13 protein-coding genes, 1 pseudogene and 1 other annotated feature are annotated in these 21297 nt (G+C 34.0%); of the genes and pseudogenes, 11 read left to right on the forward strand and 3 right to left on the reverse strand.

The features are described from left to right. Nucleotides 1-53 precede the first annotated feature (53 nt). The 4 genes and pseudogenes from CWS01_RS03505 to murC form a co-directional block, all read left to right on the forward strand. Nucleotides 54-407: pseudogene (locus CWS01_RS03505) on the forward strand (thioredoxin family protein); the annotation flags it as partial. A 202-nt stretch (nucleotides 408-609) separates the two neighbouring features. Next, nucleotides 610-1416 carry a DUF1444 domain-containing protein gene (locus CWS01_RS03510; RefSeq protein WP_101175781.1) on the forward strand — a complete coding sequence of 269 codons (807 nt, stop codon included), beginning with the start codon at nucleotides 610-612 and terminating at the stop codon, nucleotides 1414-1416. A 604-nt stretch (nucleotides 1417-2020) separates the two neighbouring features. Further along, entirely contained in the window at nucleotides 2021-4603 is a 2583-nt protein-coding gene (locus CWS01_RS03515) for a DNA translocase FtsK (protein WP_235851963.1), read from the forward strand. 248 nt (nucleotides 4604-4851) lie between these two features. Next, nucleotides 4852-6150 (forward strand): UDP-N-acetylmuramate--L-alanine ligase, encoded by a 1299-nt coding sequence (gene murC / locus CWS01_RS03520; RefSeq protein ID WP_101175668.1) that lies wholly within the window; start codon nucleotides 4852-4854, stop codon nucleotides 6148-6150. A 64-nt stretch (nucleotides 6151-6214) separates the two neighbouring features. Here murC and CWS01_RS03525 read toward each other — a convergent pair whose 3' ends face one another. Next, nucleotides 6215-7330, reverse strand: coding sequence for an aminopeptidase (locus CWS01_RS03525; RefSeq protein WP_101175669.1), 1116 nt, complete (start codon nucleotides 7328-7330; stop codon nucleotides 6215-6217). A 374-nt stretch (nucleotides 7331-7704) separates the two neighbouring features. Between CWS01_RS03525 and CWS01_RS03530 the strand changes: the two genes are divergently transcribed. The 3 genes from CWS01_RS03530 to ytxJ all read left to right on the forward strand — a co-directional run bounded on the left by CWS01_RS03530 (nucleotide 7705) and on the right by ytxJ (nucleotide 9129). Continuing rightward, the gene (locus CWS01_RS03530; protein ID WP_101175670.1) at nucleotides 7705-8148 is read left to right on the forward strand and encodes a DUF948 domain-containing protein; all 444 of its coding nucleotides are present in this window, start codon (nucleotides 7705-7707) and stop codon (nucleotides 8146-8148) included. A 15-nt stretch (nucleotides 8149-8163) separates the two neighbouring features. Then, nucleotides 8164-8634, forward strand: coding sequence for a YtxH domain-containing protein (locus CWS01_RS03535; RefSeq protein WP_101175671.1), 471 nt, complete (start codon nucleotides 8164-8166; stop codon nucleotides 8632-8634). A gap of 165 nt (nucleotides 8635-8799) precedes the next feature. Continuing rightward, nucleotides 8800-9129: a bacillithiol system redox-active protein YtxJ gene (gene ytxJ / locus CWS01_RS03540; RefSeq protein ID WP_101175672.1), complete on the forward strand. Its 330-nt coding sequence runs from the start codon at nucleotides 8800-8802 to the stop codon at nucleotides 9127-9129. A gap of 45 nt (nucleotides 9130-9174) precedes the next feature. Here the strand turns inward: ytxJ and CWS01_RS03545 are convergent, their stop codons facing one another. Next, entirely contained in the window at nucleotides 9175-11337 is a 2163-nt protein-coding gene (locus CWS01_RS03545) for a cell division protein FtsA (protein WP_101175673.1), read from the reverse strand. A 263-nt stretch (nucleotides 11338-11600) separates the two neighbouring features. Here CWS01_RS03545 and CWS01_RS03550 point away from each other — a divergent pair, with 263 nt between their 5' ends. From CWS01_RS03550 to CWS01_RS03560, 3 genes are all read left to right on the forward strand, one after another. After that, complete coding sequence (locus tag CWS01_RS03550) at nucleotides 11601-12677, forward strand: bifunctional 3-deoxy-7-phosphoheptulonate synthase/chorismate mutase (RefSeq protein WP_101175674.1); 1077 nt, start codon at nucleotides 11601-11603, stop codon at nucleotides 12675-12677. 526 nt (nucleotides 12678-13203) lie between these two features. Further along, nucleotides 13204-14208, forward strand: coding sequence for a catabolite control protein A (gene ccpA / locus CWS01_RS03555; RefSeq protein ID WP_101175675.1), 1005 nt, complete (start codon nucleotides 13204-13206; stop codon nucleotides 14206-14208). A gap of 276 nt (nucleotides 14209-14484) precedes the next feature. Beyond that, nucleotides 14485-16368, forward strand: coding sequence for a SpoIID/LytB domain-containing protein (locus tag CWS01_RS03560; protein WP_101175676.1), 1884 nt, complete (start codon nucleotides 14485-14487; stop codon nucleotides 16366-16368). A 72-nt stretch (nucleotides 16369-16440) separates the two neighbouring features. On the opposite strand, the gene CWS01_RS03565 is transcribed toward CWS01_RS03560, so the two are convergent. After that, nucleotides 16441-19416, reverse strand: coding sequence for a transglycosylase domain-containing protein (locus CWS01_RS03565; protein WP_235851964.1), 2976 nt, complete (start codon nucleotides 19414-19416; stop codon nucleotides 16441-16443). 128 nt (nucleotides 19417-19544) lie between these two features. Continuing rightward, nucleotides 19545-19778, forward strand: a binding site (T-box leader). 105 nt (nucleotides 19779-19883) lie between these two features. Between CWS01_RS03565 and tyrS the strand changes: the two genes are divergently transcribed. Continuing rightward, complete coding sequence (tyrS, locus tag CWS01_RS03575; RefSeq protein WP_101175679.1) at nucleotides 19884-21140, forward strand: tyrosine--tRNA ligase; 1257 nt, start codon at nucleotides 19884-19886, stop codon at nucleotides 21138-21140. The last annotated feature ends 157 nt before the right edge of the window (nucleotides 21141-21297 follow it).

Raw genomic sequence — 21297 nt, forward strand, 5'->3', positions numbered from 1 at the left:
TCTAAAAGTTTTTTCATTTTATTCAACAAGCAACAAACTTTTAGAAAACAGCCAAAAGTAAAAAGCAATCCTTAAAGGAGGAAAAAATTTTGAGAGAATTACAAACACAAGAAGAATTTAATAAATTAAAAAATAGCAATCAAAAAACTATTTTTCTATTTTCGGCAAATTGGTGTGGAGATTGCCGTTTTATTGAACCATTTATGCCAGAGGTAGAATCAAAATATAGCCAATTTACGTTTATCTATGTAGATCGAGATAAGTTTATTGACACTTGTATTGAATTGGATGTATTTGGAATTCCATCCTTTGTTGCATATGAAAATAATAAAGAGTTAGGGCGTTTTGTGAGCAAGGATAGAAAAACGCAAGAAGAGATTGAAAATTTCATTGAATCATTGGCGTAAATAAGTAATATAAAAAACAATACGATGCGTATTGTTTTTTATATTACTAGGAGAAACCATTGATATTGCTAGGATGATGAGAGGGTATTAATCAAAAAGTGAAGGCATTATTCATTTAAAGACAAATCAAATTTAAATAGTATAGGCAATTGGTAAAATAAGTGAATCTAATTTATTAAAGGAGTATGTAGCATAAATGAAAATGGATAGTAAAAAAATGAAGGATATATTAAAGAGCAAGTTAGAAACAACGGATAGAGTGTTTACTTTTGATGCTAAAAAAGACCAAGTCCGCATAGAAAGCAAAAGTTCAAAAAAAGGTGTTACGGTTTCGTTGCCTGGAATTATTGCAAAATGGGAAACGGAAAAAGAGCGTGCGATAGAAGAAGTCGTGTATTACATTGAACAAGGATTGCAGGCATTTGAATTAAATGCTTTGGAAGCAGGAAAAGAAAAAAATATCTTTCCGGTTATTCGTTCTACATCCTTCCCTACACAGACAAATGATGAAGTGCCGTTTATAACAGATGACCATACGGCAGAAACAAGAATTTATTATGCGTTGGATATGGGAACCACTTATCGGCTGATTGATGAGCAATTAATGAAAAAGGAAGGTTGGGAACATAATCAAATTAAGGAAATAGCCATGTTTAATGCAAGAAGATTGCCAACCAATTTAAAAGAAGATTCTGTTGCAGGTAACATTTTTTACTTTCTTAACAGCAATGATGGCTATGATGCAAGCAGAATTTTAAATGAATCCTTTATTAAAGAGATGTCCCATAAAGTAGAAGGAACAATAGCGCTTGCTGTTCCTCATCAAGATGTACTCATTATTGCAGACATTAGAAATGAAACAGGCTATGATATTTTGGCGCAAATGACAATGAGCTTTTTTGCCAGTGGAAGAGTGCCGATTACATCCTTATCCTTTTTATATGAAGATGGGGACTTAGAACCAATTTTTATTTTGGGGAAAAATAAAAAAAATGAAAAAAATAAATAAAGTGAAACTATAATTAGTGGGAGCGGCGTCTCCAACTGATTATAGCCTGAGGCCTATAGATATAGGTTATACAGACGTTGTCAAAGTATAGTATGTGTACTTTTATATCAGGCTTTTACTGAGCAAGTTTCTCCCCATCTAGGTTGCTCATTTTCGCTTATGATCCCTTATGTGGGGGAAAAAGCCTGTTAATGCGTGATAAAATAACATAAACAGCTATGTTGGAAAAGTAGAAAATGTAAAATTCTGATAAAACGAAAAAAATAAATAGTTTTAATAGACAGTCCGTTAATGACTGATGTATTTTTAAGAAAAGCATGTACTTGTCATTTGTTAATAAAAATTCATGAAAAAGATGTTAAAAATACTTGGAATTGAAAACTGTATGCAATGAAATGGCAATAAAATAAAGAAGAATTATAAGTTGCCAAACAACTGCATAGCTGTTTATAAATACAGAAAGTAAAAGACAAGACTATTATTTTTTGTTCGTTCTTTTTAAAGAGCATTTTTGCTTAGATTAAATAAGTAGAGAAAATTAGTATTTTCATTCTCTTATAGCTGATAAAATAGTAAAGAGAATAAGTAGAAAGAGTGATACAGTGTGAATTGGTTCAAAAAAATGTTGGGACAAATAAAAAAAGATAACGAGAATGACATGGACCAAGTGCGATTTGTTAACGAAGAACCTGAGGTAACAAACTTACCATTTGAAAGAAAAAAAGAAATGGAATCAAAAGTAATCTATCAATATCCAAAAGGGAAATTCCGTTTTCCAGTTATACCAGACAGTGAGTCTAGTGAGAAATTAAAAAGAGAAGAAGGGAATCGAAAAAGAAAACGAAAAGAAGAAAATATAGTCCCTGTAGTACTGCAGAAGGAGGAAAAACAACAAGTTATTTCAAGCAGTCAAACTACGGAAACAACTACTGAAAATAAAGTAGAAATACCAAAAATGAAAAAACCGTTTCGGCTAACAGAAACGATTTCTCCTATATATGGATATAATAGGCCATTGAATAATCATGAAAATAACAAAAAGGCGTTTAACCTAGAAGAGTATGAACAACGGCATGATGGGCATTTATCTTCGTCCATAGAAAAAGAGAATGAGAAATTATTATTGTTTGAAGAGTACTTGGAAGGGAATAAGCAACAAGAAGAGGCGACAGTGAATGAAGTGGAAGTAAATAAAGAAGTACTAACTGCTGAAATGAACCAGATGTCTCTATTTAAGGAAGCGGAAGATAAGAACCTTAATGGTTTTCAAACTCAACAGCTTGCAGTCGCAGAAAACGTAATAGATGAGACAAAAGATCAAAGTGTTGTACAGTTCAAGGAAGAAAATAATATCCAAGAGTTTGATTTGAAAACAGAAATGATAGAAGAGAATGAAGAAGGGGAAAAGAAGGAAGCAGGGTTTGAACATTCGGTTTCTTCTTCAAGCAATCTGACAGAGGATGCTCCTATAGCTATTGAGGAAAAAAAACATGGAAAAGCAGCGAAAAGAAGTTCATTGCCATTTAATGTCTTAATGCTAAATAAAGACAGACGATACATAGAGCAAAAGAGAAAAGAACAAGAAGCGTTAGCATTGGAGAAAAAAAGAGCGGAACAAAAGAAGCTGCAAGAAGAAAAGGTAGCATTGGAAGAAAAAAGAGCAGAACAAACGAGGTTGGAACAACTAAAGGCTATGCAAGCAGAGAAAGATAGGATTTCTAGTATACAAAAACAAGAGGGAATATTAGGAGAAGAGGAGGAGAGACTAGCCTATTATGCCTTTCCATCTGTGGACCTATTGCATCCTCCTGTCAAGAAAGTGGAAAATGATGACTGGATTAAAGAGCAAACAAATGTATTAAACAATACTTTATTGAATTTTAATGTTCAAGCAAAAGTAGTAAATGTAACACAGGGCCCTTCTGTAACAAGATATGAGGTTCAGCCAGAACCAGGTGTTAAGGTAAGTAAAATTACAAACCTGTCTGATGATTTAAAGCTTAGTTTAGCAGCAAAAGATATTCGAATTGAAGCACCAATTCCAGGAAAACATACAATTGGAATAGAGGTTCCTAATCGAACAAGCAGACCGGTACTAATAAAAGAAATTATAAATAGTGATGTCTTTAAACAGTCTGAATCTCCGTTAACCGTTGCCTTAGGTTTGGATATTTCAGGGAAGCCGATTGTGACAGATTTACGAAAAATGCCTCATGGCTTAATTGCGGGTGCGACGGGTTCTGGGAAAAGTGTGTGTATCAATACCATGCTTGTGAGCCTACTGTATAAAGCAAAACCAGAGGAATTAAAACTATTATTAATAGATCCGAAAATGGTGGAACTTGCTCCATATAATTTTATCCCACATTTGGCTAGCCCAGTCATTACGGATGTAAAAACAGCCACAGCAGCATTAAAATGGGCTGTAGAAGAAATGGAAAATAGGTACGAATTGTTAGCACATGCTGGAGTTCGTGATATTACAAAATATAATCAGTTAGCAATAGACAATAAAAACTATTCGCAAAAACTTCCATACATTGTCATTATTATTGATGAGCTTGCTGATTTAATGATGATGGCTCCGGCTGATGTGGAAGAAGCGATCAGCAGGATTGCTCAGAAGGCAAGGGCGTGCGGCATTCATTTGCTAATTGCAACACAAAGACCTTCCGTTGATGTCATCACAGGCTTAATCAAGGCAAATGTACCAACTAGAATTGCCTTTTCTGTTTCATCCCAAATTGATTCAAGAACGGTTATCGATATAAGTGGTGCGGAAAAATTACTAGGAAAAGGCGATATGCTCTTTTTAGAGAATGGAACATCAAAACCTGCCCGTTTGCAAGGTACGTTTGTTTCAGATGAGGAAATCGATGTTGTTGTTCAGCATGTAAGGCGGGAAAGAGAGCCGGATTATTTATTCGAACAAGAAGAATTGCTTAGGAAAGTTCAAATAACAGAAGAAGAGGATGAATTGTTTTTTGAAGCATGCGAATTTATTATTGAGCAAGGAGGCGCATCCACATCTAGTCTGCAAAGAAGGTTTAAAATTGGCTATAATAGAGCTGCCAGATTAATTGATATGATGGAGAAGCAAGGTTTTATTTCAGAAGCAAAGGGAACAAAACCAAGAGATGTTTTAATTACAGAAGACGAATTTTTACAATTGCAGGATCAAGTGTAGGAAATGTTAAAATTGATATAGAATATAACGATTCAACAGGGAATAATGATTGTTACATAGTTTTTCTCTAGAAAAGATGGTATAATCAATAAATGTGATTGTAAAAGAAATAAAGTGAAGCAGCCTAGTTTTTTTTAAAAATGGATAGGTGAAAAAAGGAATATAGCAAAAAGCATATGCTATGAGCAAAATAAAGTTTTGTGTCATATACTGGTTTAAAAGATATACGATTGTTGGAGGTTCTTTATATGACTATTTACCACTTCGTCGGTATAAAAGGGTCAGGGATGAGTGCGTTAGCGCAAATTCTACATGATATGGGTTTACAAGTACAAGGTTCTGATGTAGATAAAAGATTTTTTACACAAATAGCTTTAGAGGAATCGGGGATAAAAATTCTTCCTTTTCAAAAAGAAAATATACAGCCTGGAATGAACATAATTGTTGGGAATGCTTTTCCTGATACACATGAAGAAGTAGAAGAAGCAATGAAACTAGGTCTTCCTGTTGTTCGCTATCATCGCTTTTTAGGCGATTTTATGAAACAGTTCACTAGTGTTGCAGTAACTGGGGCCCATGGGAAAACTTCTACAACAGGATTGTTGTCTCATGTTATAAAAGGGGCAAAGCCTACCGCTTATCTAATAGGTGATGGAACAGGAAAAGGAATATCTGGAGCAGAATATTTCGCTTTTGAAGCATGCGAGTACAGAAGACATTTTCTTTCGTACTTCCCGGATTATGCTATTATGACAAATATTGATTTTGATCATCCAGATTATTTTGCTAATGTTGATGATGTTTTTTCTGCTTTTCAGGAAATGGCATGGCAAGTAAACAAAGGCATTTTTGCATGCGGTGATGATGAACAATTGCAAAAAATTCAAGCAAAAGTTCCAGTAGTTTTTTACGGATTTGGAGATGAAAATGATTTTCAAGCAAGAAATGTTGTAAAAACTACAGAGGGAACGACATTTGAAGTATACGTAAGAAATACGTATTATAATACTTTTTCGATTCCGACATTTGGTGACCATAATATTCTAAATGCTCTTGCTGTTATTGCATTAAGTCATTACGAAGATTTAGATGCAGAAATCGTAAAAGAACGATTGCTATCTTTTGAGGGAGTAAAACGACGCTTCTCAGAAAAAACAATTGGTTCTCAAGTAATTATTGATGATTATGCACATCATCCAACAGAAATTAGAGCAACGGTTCAGGCGGCTAGACAAAAATATCCAGAACGCAATATTATTGCTGTATTTCAGCCGCATACTTTCTCTAGGACACAAACATTTTTAAATGAGTTTGCAAACAGCCTAAACTTAGCTGATTTTGTGTATTTATGTGAAATATTTGGGTCTGCAAGGGAAAATCATGGAAAATTAAGCATAGAAGATTTAGCTAATAAAATTCCTGGCAGCAAAGTTATTTCTGAAGAAAAAATGGAGTCGCTCAAAAACCATGAAGATAGTGTGATTATTTTTATGGGTGCTGGTGATATTCAAAAATTCCAACATGCATATGAAAAAACACTTGTATAAAAGAAACAAAAAGATGCTGGTTTTTCCAGCATCTTTTTGTTTTTTAACTGATTAGGGAATGAAGTTATTTTAAATTTTCAGGGTTAAGAGTTTCTAGTTCTTTTAAAACAAATTTGCCATCTTTTCTAATTAGTACATCATCAAAATAAATTTCTCCACCACCGTAATCAGGGCGCTGAATATTTACCATATCCCAATGGATATTAGAGTGATTGCCGTTAAATGCATCGTCATAGCATTGTCCTGGAGTAAAGTGGAAGCTTCCATCAATTTTTTCATCAAATAAGATATCCTGCATTGGATGAAGAATATAAGGATTGACTCCAATCGCAAATTCCCCGATATATCGCGCTCCTTCATCCGTATCTAAGATCTTATTTAATCGCTCTGTATCATTTGCTGCTGCCTCAATTATCTTCCCATTTTTAAATGTCAATTTTACATTTTCAAACGTAAATCCTTGGTATGGTGAAGGAGTATTATATGTAAGTACACCATTTATGGAATCACGAACTGGAGCTGTGTAGACTTCTCCATCTGGAATATTCATTTGTCCAGAACATTTAATGGCAGGAATATCCTTGATAGAAAAAGTAAGATCTGTTCCTTGACCTGTTATTTTTACTTTATCTGTTCTATTCATTAATTCCATAAGATTGTCCATTGCTTTATCCATTTTACTGTAATCTAGGTTGCAAACATCAAAATAAAAATCTTCAAAAGCTTCTGTACTCATTTTTGCCAGTTGTGCCATTGAAGAATTCGGATAGCGGAGAACAACCCAACGCGTCTTTGGTACACGGATTTCACGATGAACCTTTTTGCCGATAGTTCCCCCTTCAATTTTCATTTTATCTGCAGGAATATCTGCAAGTTCATTGATATTATCACCTGAACGCAAACCAATATATGCATCCATTTGACTCATCACATTTGCTTCAAATGATGCCATCATTTCATACTGTTCTTCTTTTGCGCCTAATAATAAGGAACGATTAATATCATTATCCTTTAAAGAAACAAATGGATAGCCGCCTGCATTATATGCTTCTTTGACAAGAGCTTTTACTAATTCTTTCTGTAATCCAAAATTCTCAATTAAAACCTTTTCCCCTTTTTGAAGACGAATAGAATAATTAATTAGATTTTTGGCTAATTGCTGAATACGTGGATCTTTCATAGTATGTACCTCCAAAAGTAAACTAAAATGATGTGCAACTATTATTGTACTCCAAAAAAAAGTTTTCTTAAATAATAATTGCATAGAACAAAAACAACTCGATGTATTTGAATGACAAGTTTCGACTTCAATCAAGAAGGAGAATATAAAGTGGAAGCTTGGCATAATGTAAAACGGCTTGCTATGAAAATTCTTTCCCTCTTTTATGTATGGTAAACGAGGGAAACCAATAGATCATCAACATTTGCAAATAAAGTAAAGTGTAAAGGGACTTATATTTGTTTCTCTTATTCTTTCCCTCTATAATGAAAAAGAAAAGTGTTTAAATAATGGAAAAACTGGGAAAGTAACTAAAAAGCGGAGGTGCGATAATTATGATTGAAATTTTATATTGGAGTGTAGCATTAATAGCAATAGCATTTACTATTTTAGTCATTTATTTGGCGAAAACATTAAAATCATTACATATTACGTTAGATAGTGTTTCAAAGACATTAACAGGACTGGAAAGACAGCTTGATGGAGTAACCAGAGAAACAACGGTCCTGCTTGAGAAGACAAATCTTTTAGCTACAGATATTCAAAAGAAATCAGAAAGTTTAAATAGCGTTGTAGATGCGGTGAAAGATGTTGGAGATTCTGTAAAAGGATTTAATCAATCTGTTCAGACCATTACTGCAAATGTAGAATCGACTTTAGAACAAAATCAAGATAAAATTGCTCAAGTTGTTCAATGGAGCAAAGTCATAATGAATATTAAAGATCAGTGGAATGCTCGAAAAGCGTTGGCGAAAGCAAAAAGCAATAGGACTATATAAAGGGAGGCTAATCTAATGAAAAAAGAGCAAGAAGCAGTGCATATGGAAAATAGCGGCTCAAAAGATTTTTTATTAGGAGCAATTGTGGGGGGAGTTGTTGGTGCAGCGGCAGCATTATTTCTTGCTCCGAAACCAGGAAAAGAATTGCTGAATGATATGAATGGACATGCCAATTCTTTAAAAGGAAAAGGCATCGAATTGTCTGGTACACTAAAAGAAAAAGGTTCTGAATATATTACGATTGCCAAGGAAAAAACAGATCAGCTTACCACTGCTGTTTCCAAACAATCTAGTAGCATGATGGATAAAATGAAAGGTGCTAATTCGACAGAAGATCTATCAGCCAACGAGGACGATGCCAGCACCGAAAATGATCAAGAGCGGATGGAAGAAAAGTTTAAAAGTGATTATGATGAAATACAAAAAAAATTAGATGAGACAAAAAAGGCATTTGACGAGACAGAAAGCAAATACAACCATTCATAAGTAGATTTAAATTGCAAAAAAGATAAATGCCTCTATTGACGCTAAATATAAACGCCAATAGAGGTATTTTGATAAGATGTTAATCATTTTCCTTTCCTTATCATTCTGTGGTATTGTAGGGGAGTTAAGCAAGATTATTTTGAGATAGAAATAGGAGGCATTTTGATGAAGAAAATTGATACAGTAGAAGAATTTAATGAAGTGGTGAAAAATAATGAATCCATTTTATTTTTAAAGCATAGTTTGACATGTCCAATCAGCCAGGCTGGTTTTGAACAGTATCAACAATATACAGCAAATAATAATGAGGTAGATGCCTATTATTTAGCAGTTCAAGATTCTAGACCATTGTCCAATCATATTGCCGAAACATATGATATTAAACATGAGTCTCCACAAGTGTTATTGTTTGCAGATAATAAGGTTGTTTGGAATGCCTCACACCATAATATTACTGTAAGTGCTTTGAAAGATGCTGTAAGCACGATTAAGTAAAAAGTAAAAACTGATGCAAATCTTAATCATGCATCAGTTTTTTTATTAGTTTTTTGGCGTATTAGCAGGCCAAATAAGCTGCAAATCATCTCCCTTTTTTAAGGGGGTTAAAAAGGTTGCCTTTTCGCCATTTTTTATTAATTCAAATGTTCCACTTTTTGTTTGGGGCATATCAATTTGAATATATGCAAATAAATCTTGAAAGAAAAAACCATTAAAAGGCTTTTGCTCAATTATTATTTTATCTCCATTATATAGATTGGTGTCTAATGGCAGTAAATGATCATTTCGTTTGAATTGTGCCAATTGTTTAGTGAGTGTCAATTTTTTTTCGTTAAAAGTGACAGGCAGTATCTGATATAATAATACATGTTTTAATTCTGCCAACTCTTTTACGGTTGGTGCTTTTTTTCTTTTAATCGTTATTTCATCTTCATGGTCAAATTTATAATCTAATTTAATTGACAGCCCATTTCGCAGTATACTTCCTGAAAAAGCTGGAATAACCGTATCTTTATCATTGATCGTTAATCTGAATGGCAGTACTTCTTTCATGTAATGATCTAATTGAAGACTATGCAGCAATTCTTTAATTGTATTTGGCATGATATAGTCTATTGTATCTCGATCCTCTACCCATTTCTCTTTTGCAGCAGCCAATCCGTTGCAAATAATAGTTGGTGTGACTTGGAAAATTTCTCCGTTTATTTGAATTGATTTTTCTGGAACTTCATCTAATAACTCTTTTATTTGTACGACTGCTTGCTGTCCATCTTTGCCTTTATACACCGTTAATTCTTCTCCGTTTTCAACCATATCATCTAACGAACATTTTGTTCCATTACGGATAATGACAGGTGCCTCCCCATAAGTTCCTGGAATTGTGATTTGTTGGTTGTTTACAGAAACAATCATAGCATTGCCTGGTTTGCCGTAGAGTTTATTTAAATTTATCCCAGAAGCTAATAGACAGTCGCCTACCGTTAATTTATTTATTTCAAACAAACGAACAGGCTGTTCATTCACATAAACGGTTTTATATTGGACAGGAGTTTTTCCTGCGGCAATAGCGATGCCAACAGGCGTAACTAATTCAGGCCCTTTTACACTTGCATCTTTAAAAGTTAAATGAGTAATAGCATCTATTCCTCTAATGGCAACACGATTGCTCGGCAGATGAAGCATTTCGGCAATTTTGTTTGGAAGAGCAGGTGTTTGGCTGCCTCCGCCGACAAGCATTACTGCTTTTGGAGGCTTATGATTATTTAATGCTAATATTTCTTTGCATATATGGTCGCTAAGCTTCTCTAATGCAGGAGAGATGCTTGTGATTGCTTCTTCTCTGCTTAATTCTGTTGTAAAGCCCAGTATATCTGTCACAGAAATAACTTCCTGCTCAGAGAGTTGCTTTTTTGCTGCTTCCGCAAGGGGAAAATCCAGTAAGTATTGGTCGCTGATTGCTTCTGTAATTTCATCCCCAGCAATAGGCACCATTCCATATGCAATGACGGTTCCTGAATCTGTGATGGCAATATCGGAAGTTCCGGCGCCAATATCTACTAATGCCACATTCAGTCGTCGCATAGAGGGCGGAATGAGTACATTAATGGCAGCAATAGGTTCTAATGTTAAAGCCTCCATTTCTAAATTGGCTCGATTGAGTGCTGCAATTAAAGATTCTACTACTATCCTTGGGAGAAATGTGGCGATAATTTCTACTGTTGCAATATTACCTTGCTGGTCAATTAAATTTCCTAATTCTTGATCATCTAATAAATAGCGAAGTACAGAATAGCCTACACAATAATAGAATTGGCTTTTGTCTTGATTGTTCTTTTCAGCGACAGCACTTTGCGCATTTTGTACGGCTGTAAGCTCCATATGTAATATATCTTGTTGGGTAATCATTGGTTTGCCTTTAATAGTTGTAGAGTAAGAAGATTTTTTTGTTTTTAGGGCGCGGCCAGCAGCAGCAACCGATACTTTATATAAGGGTCCATATTTTTTTTCTAATTTTGATTTTATTTCTAGAATAATTTTAGATACAGCTAAAACATCATGTATCTGTCCATCGAGCATAGCTCTTTCTTTATGCTCAATAGAAAGAATATCGACAACATGATAATTTTCCTTATCTTTTTCTAAAATAATTCCTACAACTGATCGTGTACCAATATCTAAAGCAAATATTTTATCTTTACCGTGCAAAGAAAACACCTTCTTTATTATTTAAGAATATTATTTTTATGAAGAAATCTTTTTCTCTTAAACGCTTTAATACTTAAAAGCGTTTAATTATTAAAGAAAATTAGTGACAATGCTAAAAAGATGATTTATAATAAACCCAATCACAAGAAATGTAACATATTTTTATATGTCAATAAAGAATATTGAAAATTTTTCTAAGTAGAACTAATATGAAAATTAAGACTTCTATATTTAACAAGTAGAAAAAAGGATGGGGATACCAGATGAGTAACAAAGAATTAGACCAATTGCGCGACCGTGTGGACGAATTGAATTTAGAAATTTTAGAAAAAATCAACGAAAGAGCAGCCCTTGTACAAGAGATTGCCCAAGCGAAAGTAACACATGGCGCTCATCGTTATGATCCGGTTCGTGAACGCAAAATGCTTGATCATATATTAGCAAAAAATGACGGACCATTTGATAATGCAACTATTTCTCATTTATTTAAACAAATTTTTAAAGCAGGTTTACAGCTGCAGCAAGATGATGACAGCAAAGCGTTGTTGGTTTCCCGTAAAAAGAAACCAGAAGATACAATCGTTGATTTAAAAGGAACAAAAATTGGGGATGGCATTCCAAAGTTTGTATTTGGCCCATGCTCTGTAGAATCTTATGAGCAAGTAGCAAAAGTAGCGGAATCTGTAAAAGCAAAAGGATTAACATTGCTTCGCGGTGGTGCATTTAAGCCAAGAACATCTCCATATGATTTCCAAGGTCTAGGAGTAGAAGGATTAAAAATACTAAAACGTGTATCAGATGAATATGGCTTATCTGTTATTAGTGAAATCGTAAGCCCAGAGCATATTGAAGAAGCATTAGATTATATTGATGTTATTCAAATTGGTGCCCGCAATATGCAAAACTTTGAATTATTAAAGGCTGCTGGAAGTGTGAAAAAGCCAGTTCTTCTAAAAAGAGGTTTAGCAGCTACTATTGAAGAGTTCATTAATGCGGCTGAATATATTATGTCACAAGGAAATGATCAAATTATACTTTGTGAAAGAGGTATTCGTACGTATGAACGTGCAACAAGAAATACATTAGATATCTCAGCTGTGCCAATTTTAAAACAAGAAACACATTTGCCTGTATTTGTAGATGTTACTCATTCTACTGGAAGAAAAGATTTGTTGTTGCCATGTGCAAAAGCAGCCCTAGCAATCGGTGCAGACGGTGTTATGGCAGAGGTTCATCCAGACCCAGCAGTGGCGTTGTCTGATTCAGCACAACAAATGGATTTAAAAGAGTTTGATGAGTTTTATAATGCTATTCAAGCAACTCCATTTGTAAAAGCATAATTTTTCATGTAAGCTTTAAGCATAGGCTTTGATTCTATTAGAATAGATAGAATCAGTCTATGCTTTTTTTTGATGAAATTTTATCTGTTTAGCATAATTCATTATGAAATCCGATGAGAAAGCTAATTATTGGGAATAATAGTACTAGCAATAGAAATGGAATAAATGGTAGAAGAGAATATAAAGATATGCATTGTTCTTTTGTTTTTATCCAGCATTAATTGCCCATAAAAACCTGATTGGTTCGATTAACAATCAGTGGGAGATGGAAAAAACCACTGATTGAAGTTTGACTTTATATAAATATAAAGTTTTAGTGAAGTTTTTTGTTATAATAGATAAAAAAAGCGTTTTTTTTGAAAAAAAATGAAAGCTTGTCATTGCGGCATTTGTAACGTTATCGTATGATTAAATACATAATTAGACAAGATTAGCTATATCCGGATAAAATTTTTGCGTTTTTTAGCTGCTTGCAATGAAAAAGAAAAGATAATGAGTGGACATATAAAAGGAGTGTTTTAGTATTATGAATATAACGATATATGATGTTGCTAGAGAAGCAAGTGTATCTATGGCAACCGTATCAAGAGTAGTCAATGGAAATCCGAATGTAAAACCAGCAACAAGGAAAAAGGTATTAGAAGTAATTGATCGATTAGGATATCGCCCGAATGCTGTTGCTCGTGGATTAGCAAGTAAAAAAACAACAACAGTTGGTGTCGTTATTCCTGATATCTCCAGTACTTTTTATGCTGAACTGGCAAGAGGAATTGAAGATATTGCAACAATGTATAAATATAATATTATATTAAGCAACTCAGATCAGAATAAAGATAAAGAACTTCATTTATTAAATACAATGCTTGGCAAGCAAGTGGACGGTATTGTATTTATGGGTGGAAATATTACAGAAGAGCATGTGCAAGAATTTGAAAAATCTCCAGTACCAATTGTTCTTGCAGCAAGTATAGAAGAAAGCCAAAAAATTGCCTCTGTAAATATTGATTATGCACAAGCGACATTTGATGCGGTAACTTCTTTTATTGAAAAAGGACATAAAGTTATTGCACTTGTTTTAGGTTCTATGAATGAACCGATTAATAGCAAAGAAAAGCTTACTGGATATAAAAAAGCTTTAGAAGCTGCTAATATTTCTTTTAATGAAAATTTAGTTGTTGAGGGCGATTATACTTATGAATCAGGAATAGAATCGTTTGATAAGCTAATGGAACAAGCTGATAAACCAACTGCTATCTATGTAGGATCAGATGAAATGGCAATTGGCGTTATCCATGGTGCAGAAGATGAAGGCTATAGCGTGCCAGATGATTTTGAAATAATTAGCTCTGATAATACCAAGCTTACCCTTATGGTTAGACCACAGCTGACTACAATTGTTCAGCCGCTATATGATATAGGTGCAGTTGCTATGCGACTTTTAACGAAGTATATGAATAAAGAGACAGTGGAAGATCATATTGTAGTGTTGCCTCATAGAATTGAAGAACGCTCATCAACTAAAAAAGGATAAGGCAGGCAATGCTTAAATAAAGTAATTTGCTCATTTCGCCACAGAAAAGATGGTTTTTCGTAGCCATTTTTTCTGTGGTTTTATTTATTTGGCATCAACCTGCTTTTGCCTCTCTACTGATTGAAGTTCTACTTTATAAATTTTAGAGTGATTTATCATAAACAAGATTTCCCCAAAATTTACTTATAGATTTTCTTTTTTAATTCCCATAAGATTAGTGGAGAAAAAAGTAAAGACAGTGCTTTTTAATTAAACTACTAGTTTAGGAGTTAACTGATGAAAAAATTATTTTTCCTCTTTCTAATTGTAATGATAATGACTTCAACTTTAATTACTCTGATTCATCCTAAAGCAAGCAGCAATCCTATTTTAAAGGTAAAGCTGGTAAATTATATAGGGAATACCACGTCTATTACATTAAAAACTGTAGGCGAATATGAATTATCAAATGGAAAAATGATTAATAATGGCACGGCTTTAACTGTAGAAATGAAGGATGGTTCATTACAGCTTGTTGAAGATGTGACCAAGACAGTTTTAATGAAAAGCAATGTATTAACCTTGGAGCCGAAACAAACTGCTAATAGATTAGCAGTAAATGGACGAAGCTATTATGGAGCTTTTCAATTTGTAATCGAAAAAAGTACAGTAAATAATGCTGTGTATATTCGACCTATTAATGAAATTGATATAGAAACATATTTAAGAGGTGTAGTGCCACAAGAGATGCCTGCATTATGGCCATTGGAAGCATTAAAAGCGCAAACCATTGCAGCAAGAACATATGCTTTAAAGCATAAAGATGATAAGGAGTTTGTTGATAGTATCTCCAATCAAGTGTATGGAGGCACTTATGCCCTTCATTCAAGAAGTGATGAGGCTGTTCGGCAAACAGCAGGAATGGTATTGAAATATAATGATAAACTAATAGATGCAGTTTTTTATTCCAGTAATGGTGGGAAAACAGAATTAAATTCTAGTGTATGGGGCGGATATACATTACCTTATTTTGCTGTGCAAGATGACATATATGATTATAATACTACTAATAAAACAAAATTTCCTTGGAGTATAGAACTCAACCAGCAGCAGCTTGATCCTGCATTAGATCTATCCGCAGGAGAAAAATGGTGGGACTCTGTTGTAGAGAAGGATGCAAGTCTGCAAGTAGTAAAAAATATGAAAGGCTGGATGCAAAAACAAGGATATTCCAAAAAAATAGAAGATATGAAAATAATGAATATCCCAGTGCTGCAGCTCGATTTATCCAATAAAACAGCAGGTGGAAGAGTCCTGCAAGGCTCTGCTACTATTGTTTATCTAAAAAAAGAAATAGTCAATAATAAAACGGTCGTAGAAAAAAATACGTTAGAATTAAAAAATGTAGCTGCTTCAAGAATACGTGCACTTGTAGGAATTGAAAGTATGCGCAGCTATTTAGTGGATATTTCGGAGAATAAAGCAGGTTTTATCAAAATTAATGGAAGAGGTTATGGTCATGCTGTTGGCTTAAGTCAATATGGAGCCAGAAATAGAGCAGAAGCTGGACACACTTATCAACAAATTCTAGGTTTCTATTATCCTAAAACGGCACTTATAAAAGAATATAGTGGCAGGATTGTTTCTGAACAACAGCCCAAACCATCTACAGAAACAAACAAAACAGTAAAAGATAAAGTGGCACCAGCTATTACTGTTTTTAAAATAAGCTCGGATTATAAACAAAATAAAGTGAAATTATCTATGAAAATAAATAAGCCTGGAAAAATAGTAATTAAAATAAAAGATTCAAAAGGGAAAAATATTGCTACACTGAGTAAAAATAACATAGTAAAAGCAGGAAATGTATCATTTGAGTGGAATATTGCAAAAATCAAAAATGGAATATATAAAGCGGAAATTAATGTAGTAAATACTGATGGAATGAAGCGTAATTTTACAAATAAGGTCACAATTAAAAAAACAGCTCTTGTACAAAAAGGCAAGGTAAATGCAACTATTCTTAATGTAAGGGAAAAGCCGACTACTAATTCTAAAATCAAAATAAAATTAAAAAAGAAGCAATCTGTTGTCATACTATCCAAACACGGGTCTTGGTACAAAATAAAAGCTGGAAAAAGCGCTGGATATGTTAAAAGTAAATATATCATTAAAAGTTGATAAGTTTTGCGGGCTTGATAATAAAGCTAAAGATAAAAGAGAGGATACCATTACGGAATCCTCTCTTTTATTCTATTCGTTATTGCTGTTGTCTTCTTTTTGCTGTTCATTTTGTTTGGTTGTTTCTTTTTTGTTTTCTGCATTGTTCTTTTGTTGATTATTCGTTGTGTTATTTTTTGTTTCTTCTGTTTTTTTATCTTTATCTTTGTTATTGCTATTGTCAGCTTTATTTTCCTCTTTTTTGTTTTCTTGACTATTTTTTTTGTCTGTCTCTTTTTTGTTTTCTTCCTTGGTGTTATCCTTTTTAGTCTCTTCTTTTTTCTTTGTTTCTCCAATTTTTATTACATTGGAAGAAGAGGATACTCTGCCGGCAATGTCAACAGCTTTTACTGTATACGATCCAGAGCCGTTATTAAAATAAAGTGTTTCTCCAGCTTTTTTGCTGCCTACTTTTTCTCCATCTTTATAGATTCTATAGCCTATAACATCATTTTCGTTATGTTTAGACCAAGCTATTCCTTTTCCGCTGTTGGTTATAGCGATAGCAGAAGGAGTTTTTCCATTATCATACATTTTCTTTGAAGCTGTAGCTAATTTACTCCAATTAGGATTATTTTGTACGAGTGAAGATGAATCAGAGATATTTACTCCAAACAGTTTTTTTAGATAATCTGGGTTTAACATTAATCCTGATTCTGTAAATTCACTTGGTGTGGAATCCAAAGCTTCATAGCGTTGATCTCCAATTTGCACTACTTTTCCAGCTATTAAACTATCATCTGTTTTATTTGGTGCTGTTCCTGATTTAAATAAGTCTGTTGTAACAAGACCAGCCTTTGAACAGCCTTCAGAAGGAAGTAATCCAGATACAGAACAGATAGATCTTCTAACAATTCCGCCAGGCATTTTAAAGTTTTCGGAAGGGTCAACCAAATCTGGGTTAATATCATACACTGCATTCATGAAATCAGCCCATAAATAGTTCGTACGCATGCTGTAGCTTAAGCCGCCTGTATACAAGGACTTAGGTGTGTCATATCCTGTCCATACGCCAAATGAAACGTTAGGGTTTGTTGCAACAAACCAAGAATCGGTAAAGTTTTGCGCTGTACCTGTTTTTCCAGCCCAATCAGATTGGAATTTTAAACGATTTTTTACAGCAGCAGCCGTACCTTGACTGATAACATCTCTCATCATATCTAATGTTAAATAGGACGTTTGAGGACTAAATACTTCCACGGGCTCTACTTTATGCTGATAAATTACTTTTCCGTTTTTGTCGATAATTTTGTCAATCATATAGGCATCAATGAATTCTCCATCATTTGCAAATGTGCCATATGCATTTGTGTTTTCTTCGACGGTTACTCCGGTTTCTAAGGCTCCTAATGCAGTTGCTCTATTTGTATAATCTCCCTCTTTAAGAGAGGTGAATCCCATCTTATCTAAATATTTAGCGGGTTTTTGAGGGAGAATATCTACATATGCTTTAACTGCTGGAACATTATAGGATTTAGTTAATGCATATCTAGCTGTTACTAATCCATGGTATTGCATATCATAGTTTGTTGGCCATGCTTTATTGCTTCCTGGATTTAGCCGAAGCGGCAAATCAGGCAAAATGCTTCCCGGAGATAATGTATTAAGCTCGATAGCAGGAGCGTATACTAGTAATGGTTTCATTGTTGAACCGTTAGAACGTTTTGCGCTTGTTGCATGGTTTGTTGCTTCTCTATTGTGGTCTCTTCCGCCCACAAAGCTGATAATTTTTCCGGTTTTATTTTCAATTAAAATAGCTCCAGTTTCAACAGGCTCCGCTACTGTTTCCGTTTTGCCAGTTTCGTTATTTGTTACTGTTTCTGTTTTTGAAGGGCCATATAAAGAAAAGTTTTTTGCAACTTGCTGCATTTTATCATAGATTTTTTTATTAATAGTACTATGAATCTCATAGCCATTTTGATGTACTTGGCGATCAGCGAGTGCAGTATACTGCTCAAGCAGTATATCGTCTTTTTTTAGATCCTCTTTTGAATAGCCATCTTTTTTTGCTAACATTTCAGCGATAATCTCTGTAGATCTTTTTTCTAATTCGTATGTCAGCCATGGGTATTTTTCTGTTGGGCTTTCTTTAGCAGGAATAAAGTCTTTTGTAATATCATATTTGCTGGCATCTTCATATTCTTTTTTTGTAATTTTATTTTCTTTGTACATTCTAGATAAAACAGTTTTCATCCTTGATATGCCAGGTTCCAGGTTGTCTTTCACTTTTCCTTCTTGTGTAAATGGAGTGTAGCCAAATGGACTTTGGGGCAAACCGGCAATAAATGCAGCTTGCGGTAATGTTAATTTTTTTGCATCCACACCAAAAATGCCGTTAGCAGCAGCTTGTACACCAGCAATATTGTTTCCTGATGAATTTCTTCCAAATGTAGAAACATTTAAATATGCTTCTAAAATTTCTTCTTTATCAAAGAATTTTTCTAGCCTGAGAGCTAGTAATATTTCTTTTGCTTTTCTTGCAAAGGATACTTCATTTGTAAGTATTTGGTTTTTGATGAGCTGCTGCGTTAGTGTACTTCCTCCTGATTGACTAGAGGTATTTGCAACTTCTTGAAATAATGCACGCATAATAGATTTTGGAACAACCCCATTATGTTCGTAAAAGTATTGATCTTCTGTTGATACAACAGCATCAATTAAATATGGTGAAACATCTTTTAATTTGACTTCTTCTCTTTCTAAATCTGTTGGCAATTTTCCTAAATATACATTGTTGGCGAAATAGACTTCAGATGTTTCTTCATAGTTATAAATATCTTTTTTCATTGTATTGTAAGAACGCACTGGTTCTTCTTTTACTAATGATGCGAAATATCCTGCGCCAACACCTGCCGCAAACCCGCCGCCTATTAGAAGGCATATTATAAAAAGAAGGATAAGATTCCATGTTACTTCATACGTTAAGCGGGCTTTTTTAACCGTTTTTTTATTAGCAAAGAAGCTTCGGAATATATTCCAGTAATTGCTCCACTTCGACCTATCATTCATTCGTATCATTCCTCCTAAAATCACATACATTATAGCATAAAGAAGGGGAGCAATTTGGTTTTTTTTCGTGAAAGCATTTGACAGACATCTTGTTTTTATGATAAAAATAATTCAACTACATATTGATCGTTATTGTAATGATAGGAATAAGTAGTTCTTTTATCACTATTTCAGAGAGCCGTTGGTTGGTGAAAAATGGCATAAATAAAAGAGCGAATTACCTCCTTGAACTTTTACTGGGAAATTACTACTATTTATGTAGGCAAAGTAGCAGTAAACGGGATATGCCGTTATCTATTAAAGTGGAGAAAAAATATTTTTCTCAAATTAGGGTGGTACCGCGCTTATTTTGCGTCCCTGCATATAGATGCAGGGGCTTTTTTTGTTGCAAGAGAAGTATTTTTATGGAAATAATAATGATCAATATAGTTTGAGAGAAAATTATTAAATAATGGAGGCTACCTATAATGAATTTATTAGAGAATTTAAAGTGGAGAGGGATTATTTATCAACAAACAGATGAAGCAGGGTTAAAAGAGCAGTTAATGGAGAACATGACGTCTTTATATTGTGGAGTTGATCCAACTGCTGACAGTATGCATATTGGACATCTTTTACCATTTTTAACATTAAGACGTTTTCAAAATGCTGGTCACCGTCCAATCGTTCTTGTTGGTGGAGCAACAGGGCTTATAGGAGATCCAAGTGGCAAAAGTGAAGAAAGAAAATTACAGACACTTGATATTATTGGTCATAATGTAAAATGTCTCCAAGGTCAATTAAAAAGAATCTTTGATTTTGATGGGGAAAATGGAGCGGTTATGGTAAATAATTATGATTGGGCCGGCTCTATGGATATTGTTACCTTTTTAAGAGATTATGGAAAACATATTGGAATTAATTACATGCTGGCGAAAGACACGATTTCTTCTCGATTGGAAACAGGAATTTCCTTTACAGAATTTACTTATACGATTCTTCAGGCACTGGATTTCTTACATTTATATGAAAATCATGATTGTAAACTGCAAATTGGCGGAAGCGACCAATGGGGAAATATTACAACTGGTTTAGAACTTATAAGAAAAAATATGCCAGAAGGTGCAAAAGCGTACGGTTTAACAATACCGCTTGTAACAAAAGCAGATGGTACAAAATTTGGAAAAACAGAAAGTGGTGCAATTTGGTTAGATTCTGCTAAAACAACACCATATGAATTTTACCAATTCTGGATTAATACAGCAGATGCAGATGTAGTCAAATACTTAAAGTTCTTTACCTTCTTATCAAAAGAAGAAATTGAAGAATTGGAAGTTGCCGTACAAGAAGAGCCGCATTTGCGCAAAGCACAAAAAAGACTAGCGGAAGAAATGACGACATTAATTCATGGTGAGAATGCACTCGAGCAAGCTCAAAAAATTACAGCAGCATTATTCAGCGGCGATATTAAAAATCTTACAGCAGATGAAATTCAACAAGGATTTAAAGATGTGCCAACATATGAGCATAAAGATGGCGAGGCGGTTCTTGTTGACCTGCTAGTAGCTGCTGGAATTGTTTCTTCTAAGCGCCAGGCTAGGGAGGATCTTGCAAATGGTGCTGTATACATTAATGGAGAACGTAAACAAGAATTGGATTATGTATTAACACAAGAAGACCGTATAGAAGAGAAATTTACAGTTATTCGCCGCGGCAAAAAGAAATATTTTTTAATTAAGTTTTAATGATACAAGAGGCTCTTTTTACATTCTAGACTCTTCTTTAAAAAGAGGATGGATGTAAATAAGAGCCTTTTTTGTAAAGATGGATACAGTGAATAGAAAACTAAGACAATCAATAGAGAGGTAGGATAAATAATAAGAAAAAACCCCAGAACCAAAT

Source organism: Niallia nealsonii, from assembly GCF_002835805.1.
GTDB classification, from domain to species: Bacteria; Bacillota; Bacilli; order Bacillales; family Cytobacillaceae; genus Niallia; species Niallia nealsonii.

Coding starts and splice junctions, on each gene's coding strand:
- CWS01_RS03510 (WP_101175781.1), top strand. CDS start 610: ATGGATAGTAAAAAAATGAAGGATATATTAAAGAGCAAGTTAGAAACA.
- murC (WP_101175668.1), top strand. CDS start 4,852: ATGACTATTTACCACTTCGTCGGTATAAAAGGGTCAGGGATGAGTGCG.
- CWS01_RS03525 (WP_101175669.1), bottom strand. CDS start 7,330: ATGAAAGATCCACGTATTCAGCAATTAGCCAAAAATCTAATTAATTAT.
- CWS01_RS03530 (WP_101175670.1), top strand. CDS start 7,705: ATGATTGAAATTTTATATTGGAGTGTAGCATTAATAGCAATAGCATTT.
- CWS01_RS03535 (WP_101175671.1), top strand. CDS start 8,164: ATGAAAAAAGAGCAAGAAGCAGTGCATATGGAAAATAGCGGCTCAAAA.
- ytxJ (WP_101175672.1), top strand. CDS start 8,800: ATGAAGAAAATTGATACAGTAGAAGAATTTAATGAAGTGGTGAAAAAT.
- CWS01_RS03550 (WP_101175674.1), top strand. CDS start 11,601: ATGAGTAACAAAGAATTAGACCAATTGCGCGACCGTGTGGACGAATTG.
- ccpA (WP_101175675.1), top strand. CDS start 13,204: ATGAATATAACGATATATGATGTTGCTAGAGAAGCAAGTGTATCTATG.
- CWS01_RS03560 (WP_101175676.1), top strand. CDS start 14,485: ATGAAAAAATTATTTTTCCTCTTTCTAATTGTAATGATAATGACTTCA.
- CWS01_RS03565 (WP_235851964.1), bottom strand. CDS start 19,416: ATGAATGATAGGTCGAAGTGGAGCAATTACTGGAATATATTCCGAAGC.
- tyrS (WP_101175679.1), top strand. CDS start 19,884: ATGAATTTATTAGAGAATTTAAAGTGGAGAGGGATTATTTATCAACAA.